Source organism: Streptomyces sp. URMC 123 (assembly GCF_051386515.1).
Taxonomy (GTDB): Bacteria; Actinomycetota; Actinomycetes; order Streptomycetales; family Streptomycetaceae; genus Streptomyces.
The window spans coordinates 1-5264 of the sequence record NZ_JBPQTV010000397.1 but is presented as its reverse complement, the minus strand read 5'-3'; the positions used below and the strand labels follow the sequence as shown (position 1 = coordinate 5264).

The 5264-nt window shown below is 69.3% G+C and carries 6 protein-coding genes; 3 read left to right on the top strand and 3 right to left on the bottom strand.

Annotation, left to right across the window (positions count from 1 at the left end; all coding sequences use genetic code 11):
* The first annotated feature begins 519 nt into the window (after positions 1 to 519).
* Complete coding sequence (locus ACSNOD_RS28025) at positions 520 to 900, top strand: VOC family protein (protein ID WP_436769868.1); 381 nt, start codon at positions 520 to 522, stop codon at positions 898 to 900.
* Positions 901 to 1043: 143 nt separating this feature from the next.
* Here ACSNOD_RS28025 and ACSNOD_RS28020 read toward each other — a convergent pair whose 3' ends face one another.
* The gene (locus tag ACSNOD_RS28020) at positions 1044 to 1562 is read right to left on the bottom strand and encodes a DUF2716 domain-containing protein (RefSeq protein WP_436769867.1); all 519 of its coding nucleotides are present in this window, start codon (positions 1560 to 1562) and stop codon (positions 1044 to 1046) included.
* Between the two features lie 40 nt (positions 1563 to 1602).
* Positions 1603 to 2379, bottom strand: a complete 777-nt coding sequence (locus tag ACSNOD_RS28015; protein ID WP_436769866.1) for a MerR family transcriptional regulator — start codon at positions 2377 to 2379, stop codon at positions 1603 to 1605.
* A gap of 95 nt (positions 2380 to 2474) precedes the next feature.
* On the opposite strand from ACSNOD_RS28015, the gene ACSNOD_RS28010 reads away from it, so the two are divergent.
* Entirely contained in the window at positions 2475 to 3569 is a 1095-nt protein-coding gene (locus ACSNOD_RS28010; RefSeq protein ID WP_436769865.1) for a serine hydrolase domain-containing protein, read from the top strand.
* A 117-nt stretch (positions 3570 to 3686) separates the two neighbouring features.
* Here ACSNOD_RS28010 and ACSNOD_RS28005 read toward each other — a convergent pair whose 3' ends face one another.
* Positions 3687 to 4163, bottom strand: a complete 477-nt coding sequence (locus tag ACSNOD_RS28005; protein WP_436769864.1) for a DUF1453 domain-containing protein — start codon at positions 4161 to 4163, stop codon at positions 3687 to 3689.
* Positions 4164 to 4234: 71 nt separating this feature from the next.
* Here ACSNOD_RS28005 and ACSNOD_RS28000 point away from each other — a divergent pair, with 71 nt between their 5' ends.
* On the top strand, positions 4235 to 4852 hold the full coding sequence (locus tag ACSNOD_RS28000) for a TetR/AcrR family transcriptional regulator (protein ID WP_436769863.1): 618 nt from the start codon (positions 4235 to 4237) through the stop codon (positions 4850 to 4852).
* Positions 4853 to 5264: the final 412 nt, after the last annotated feature.

Below are 5264 nucleotides of genomic sequence, written 5' to 3'. Positions count from 1 at the left end.
CCCCCCCCCCCCCCCCCCCGGGGGTGGGTGGTGCGGTCGTGCGCTCTGTCCGTGCGTGGTGTCGGTGCCGCGCCGGGGTACCTCCTCGGCGGCGCACCGTGCGGGTTGTTTCTTCGGCTCCCCCCGGGAGCATGTGCGCCGCGCTGCGGGGGCACCCCGCCACGTCCCCTCGACTCTCGTCAGCGGCGCGCCCGCGGTGGGGGGAAAAAGACACCGGTGGTTGCAGCCGGCACTCGGCTTCCCGCCTGTCTTCTTTCCGGCGAAGCCGGAGCTGTCTGCGGCCGACAGATCGTGGATCATACCGAGCCGGATGCGCGGGGCGCACTAAGAACGCCTAACACAATGAAGCCGATCAGCTTCGGGAGCATGCACGACCATCTGTGCAAGGACTCCTGGTCCTCGTGCTCGGGCGGTCGATAGGGTCCAGAGGCCAGCCTTTGATGAGGATATGCGGCAGAGCACCCGGAGGTAGTGGGCACCATGCGTGGACGACCCAGTCATGAGCCCGGCACTCCTCGCATGTCGAGGCACGGCTGGTGGGGCGTCGTGCTTGAGGCGCGCGATCCGCAGGCGCTCGCTCACTTCTACGCGGGCCTCCTGGGCTGGAGGATCACCAAGGAAGAGCCTGATGGGGCGGCTGTCGCACCCTCGGAGAGCGTGGGCTACATAGCCTTCCAGTTCTCGGACGGCTACGTCCCTCCAGTCTGGCCCGCTCAAGAGGATGCCCAGCGGATCACGATGCACCTGGACTTCGAAGTCGTCGATCTGCAGGCCGCCGTAACTCATGCGCTGGAACTCGGTGCGAGGGAGGCCGGGTATCAGCCACAGGGCAAGGTCAGGGTGATGCTCGACCCTGCTGGTCACCCCTTCTGCCTGTACACGGATGACGACAGCAACTAAAAGAGTGACCGAAGCTGGCGGTGGGTGATGATGCAGCAGGCCAGTTTCAGGAATGCTGCGTGAAGAGGCGCATGTACGGACGCGCGACATTCGCGCTGCTGGGGGGCGGGGATTATCGCGCGACCATGAGTCCGGGCGCGATCTCAGGCCGGGCCTACTGCCGTGCCTGACCTGCGGAGCGGCTGGCCGAGAACCCTGTCGACCTCCGTGGACGCGGCGTCGAGGAGCTCCTCGCCGAACAGGCAGAGGGACTCTTCCCAAGGGTGGCCGAAGCTGCCGAAGCGGAAGTCCTCTGCGAGGAAGATGTAGTAGTCCCCGTCGGGGTACGGGCTCAGCGGCCAAGCCGGTTGTCCAGGACCGCCGACCTCCCGCGGTGCGAAGCGATACGACGTGTGCTGCCAGTCGAGGGCGAACAGCCTGCCCGCCGGGCCAACGCAGGAGGAGAGTCCCTGCTGGACCACCGCGACCAGGCGGTCCAGGCGCTCGTACCCCGGATCGTCGTCAAGCGCGGAAAGGCTCCAGGTCACCGACGCGACGGGCTCCTTGATGGCCGGCCACTGCAAGGAACTCGTACTCGGCTGGAAGTCGAAAACCTCGTGGAAGCGGTCCCATACGCGTCGGTACTCAGCCTCTGACAGCTCAGCCACGGGATCTTCCATCATGCCGCGATCCTATCGATGCGCCTGAGCACAGGGCAGGCCGTCACTGACGCGGGACCTCGATGCCCGCCGCGCGCAGGTGCCCCTCGACCAGCGTGTTCAACCGGGCGGTGGACGGCGCCTCGTCCTCCCGGTGGTGGTTGACCACCCCGTACCGAGAGACCGCGTCGGGCCGGTGCCGTTGCGCGGTCGGCATCGTCAGCAGCGCGCGGTCGGCCAGCAGGTTGGCGGCCACCGCGGAGGCCAGCTCCTCGATCCGCGGGTCGTCGGGCTCCCAGAGCCTCGCCTCCCAGCTGCGCTTGGTCAGCTCGATGAACTCGGGGTCGCCGAGTCGGTGTTCGAGGTTGGTCAGGAAGACGTCGAAGAGCTCGGGAGCCAGCGCCCGCGACAGCACCAGGGCCTCCCGCTGGTTGGTGACGTAGTCGGGGTCGAAGTCGAGTTCGGCGAGTCGCTCCAGGACCGCGCAGGCCCGGTCGGGCAGCAGGGCGCGGTCGCCGTGGGCGAGCCGGTGCAGGTTGTCGCGGCGGGCGGTCAGCTCCTCGATCTGTTCGGTGAGCCGGCGGTGGACGTCGTCCAGAGCGGTGGCGAACCGCTCGGGGTCGGCGTCGAGCAGCTCGCCGATCTCGGCCAGCGGCACGCCCGCCCCGGCCAGGGCCCTGATCTGGACAAGCCGCAGCAGGTCGGTCGACCCGTAGCGCCGGTAGCCGGAATGGTCCCGTTCCGGTTCGGCGACCAGGCCGAGCCGGTGGTAGTGCCGCACCGCCTTGACGGTGATCCCGACGAAAGCCGCCGCCTGACCGATCGTGAACCCCTCTGTCATGGGGCGAGAGTAACGCTCCGCCGTCGCCTTGACCTTGACCTTGGGTCAGGGTCCAACCTCATCCCACACCCGCTGACACGAGATGAGGAATCACCATGAGTGAGCAGAACACCGCCGCCGCGCAGGACCGCCCCGAGCTGCGGAAGGCCATGCAGGAGATCGTCGACGCCGGTTTCGCCGGGGTGCAGCTGCGCGTGAACGACGAGCTCGGCGAGTGGACCGGAAGCGCCGGCGTGAGCGAGCTGGGCATGACCGCGAAGCCGCCGACCGACGGGCACTTCCGGGTCGGCAGTGTCACCAAGACCTTCGTCGCGACCGTCGTGCTGCGGCTGGTGGCCGAGGACAGGCTCGGCCTTGAGGACCTGGTGGCCGACCACCTGCCCGAGCTCGGGCTCGACCGGCGGATCACCGTACGGATGATGCTGCAGCACACCAGCGGGCTGTTCAACTGCACCGGCGAGTTCTCCGCCGACGGGACGGTCGAGCCCGGTGTGGTCGCCGGCTTCGGCAAGGAGTGGGCGGACCACCAGTTCGTGACGTACCGGCCGGAGGAGTTGGTGCGGGGAGCGCTGGCGAAGCCGGCGCGGTTCGAGCCGGGGACGTCCTGGAGCTACTCCAACACCAACTACGTACTGGCCAGGCTGCTGATCGAGAAGGTCACCGGCCGCCCGCTGCCCGAGGAGACGCACCGGCTGATCCTGGGTCCGCTCGGGCTGACCGGCACCGTGCTGCCGGAGACCCGGGAGGATATCCCCGAGCCGCACGCCCACGGCTACTTCGGCTACGACGACGCCGGCCAGTGGAAGGTGGTCGACACCACCCGCTTCAACCCTTCCTGGGCATCCGCCGCCGGCGACATGATCTCGACCGCCCGGGACCTCCACACGTTCTTCTCCGCACTGAACGGCGGCAGGCTCCTCCCGTCCGAGCTGCTGGCCGAGATGCGCGACCCGGACCCCACGATGGGTTACGGCCTCGGGGTGTTCGTGGAGGAGCTGGAGGGCGGCGGCACGGTCCTCCACCACAATGGAGGGTTCTGGGGCTGGGGTGCGCTGATGTACAGCACGCCCGACGGCGCCAAGACCCTGACCGGCTCGCTGACCTCCGGGGACGTCGAAATGGACCTGCCCACCATGGCCGGGACGTTCGAGAAGGTGAAGCAGACGCTGGTCAAGGCGGTGTTCGCGTAGCGGGCGTCCCCTGGCAGGGCGGCCGTCGCTGCTCTTCGCCTCCGGCTCCGCTCGTGATCCGACGGAAGGTGCCGACCGAGCGGCTCCGAGTTGTGCGGGGTGCGACGCGGCCATGGGTCAGCGCGTTCGCGCCGGGGCGAAGGGTATCCCCGAAGAGATGCCGCGGCCGCCGACCACGAGGGACTCGCCGAGGAAGCTCACGCCAATGGCGAGCTGGAGGGGGCGCGCGTCCTCGTGCATGCCCATCGTGACCGCCAGGATGTTGAAGCCGGCCGAGACCGCCAGCGTGCCGAGCACGGCGAGGAAGGTGCGGCCGGTGTACCGCTGCCACAGGGCGCCCCCTTTTTCGACGAGCCGAACGGTCGTGCCGCGGAGCGCGCCAAGCGCCGCACCGAGGACGGCACTCGCGATGACCCAGGTGATATCGGTGGCGGTCAGGTCCGTCTTCTTGACGAGGGACAGGATGCCGATTCCGGTCAGGACCACCGGGGCCGCGAAGAGCTCCCGTGCCCTGACCGGTTCTCCGATCATCCGTTTGATCACGGCCGCGATCACGACCACCGCGATCACCGCAGTGAGCAGCCAGGGGTTCACGCAGGTACCACCCATCTTTATGGCGCGACTGAGCCAAATAAGTATTAGCCCAGTCGTGCTATAAAGGCAACATGCCAAAGATCGTCGATCCCGCGGCCCGCCGCAGGGTGGTGGCGCAGGCAGTCCTGGACGTCGCCGCCCGGCATGGGCTGGAGCACGCGTCGCTGCGCAACGTCGCCGATGAAGCCGGACTCGCCGTCGGCTCGGTCCGCCACTACTTCACCAACCACGACGAGTTGATGACCTTCACGATGAGGGAGCTGGCCCAGCGCATCGGCGACCGCGTCCGAACCCACGCCGAACGGCTCCTGGCTCCCGACGGCCGCACCGACCGCCGGGCCGCGACACTGGAGCTCCTGGCCGAGCTCCTTCCCCTGGACGAGACCCGCCGCCGGGAGTCCGCACTCTGGCTCGCCTTCACCACCGCCGCACACACCCGCCCCGAACTGCGGCCCTGCGCCGCCGACATGCAGGCCGGCCTGCACCTCCTGATCTCGCGCGTGCTGCACGAAGCGCGGTCCGCCGGCGGGCTACCGGGCGACACGGACATCGAACTCGAAAGCACGCGACTGGCCGCCCTCCTCGACGGACTCACTCTCCAGGCGACGCTGTTGCCCGACCGCTATCCGCCGGAGCTGCTCCGTCAGGTACTGCGACGGCACCTGGACGCGCTCAGGGCCGGCGGCTGACCTGCGGCCAAGGCGTCCCCGTTGCGGTTGCCGGCGTGAGCTGGGCCCCTCCCTTGGCCAGGGCCTGGATCGCGGGCGACCACTCGTGCGCGGGTCGCGGCGTGTACGAAGCGCATACCCCCACTCCGCTTTGTGCGCCCATGCCGCCGGAGGGGACGTAGCGGGGTGCCCCCGCAGCGCGGCGCACGGGATGGTGGTGCAGCCGAAGAAGCCACGTGCACGTGCGCCGCCGAGGACGTACCCCGGTACGGCGCCGACACCCCGCACTCCGGGGGCGCGCAAACACCACCCAACCCCCCGGCCGAAGGCCGGGGAAAACGCCCTGCCCCTTCGGGGCGAAGCCCCATTTCCCTGCCCCGAAGGGGCGGGACTCGTTTTTCCCGCGCCTTCGGCGCAGAGCCCCCCGGCCGAA

Bases quoted from the DNA above. Each gene is read 5' to 3' on its own strand.
- ACSNOD_RS28025 (WP_436769868.1), top strand. From the start codon at position 520: ATGTCGAGGCACGGCTGGTGGGGCGTCGTGCTTGAGGCGCGCGATCCG.
- ACSNOD_RS28020 (WP_436769867.1), bottom strand. From the start codon at position 1,562: ATGATGGAAGATCCCGTGGCTGAGCTGTCAGAGGCTGAGTACCGACGC.
- ACSNOD_RS28015 (WP_436769866.1), bottom strand. From the start codon at position 2,379: ATGACAGAGGGGTTCACGATCGGTCAGGCGGCGGCTTTCGTCGGGATC.
- ACSNOD_RS28010 (WP_436769865.1), top strand. From the start codon at position 2,475: ATGAGTGAGCAGAACACCGCCGCCGCGCAGGACCGCCCCGAGCTGCGG.
- ACSNOD_RS28000 (WP_436769863.1), top strand. From the start codon at position 4,235: ATGCCAAAGATCGTCGATCCCGCGGCCCGCCGCAGGGTGGTGGCGCAG.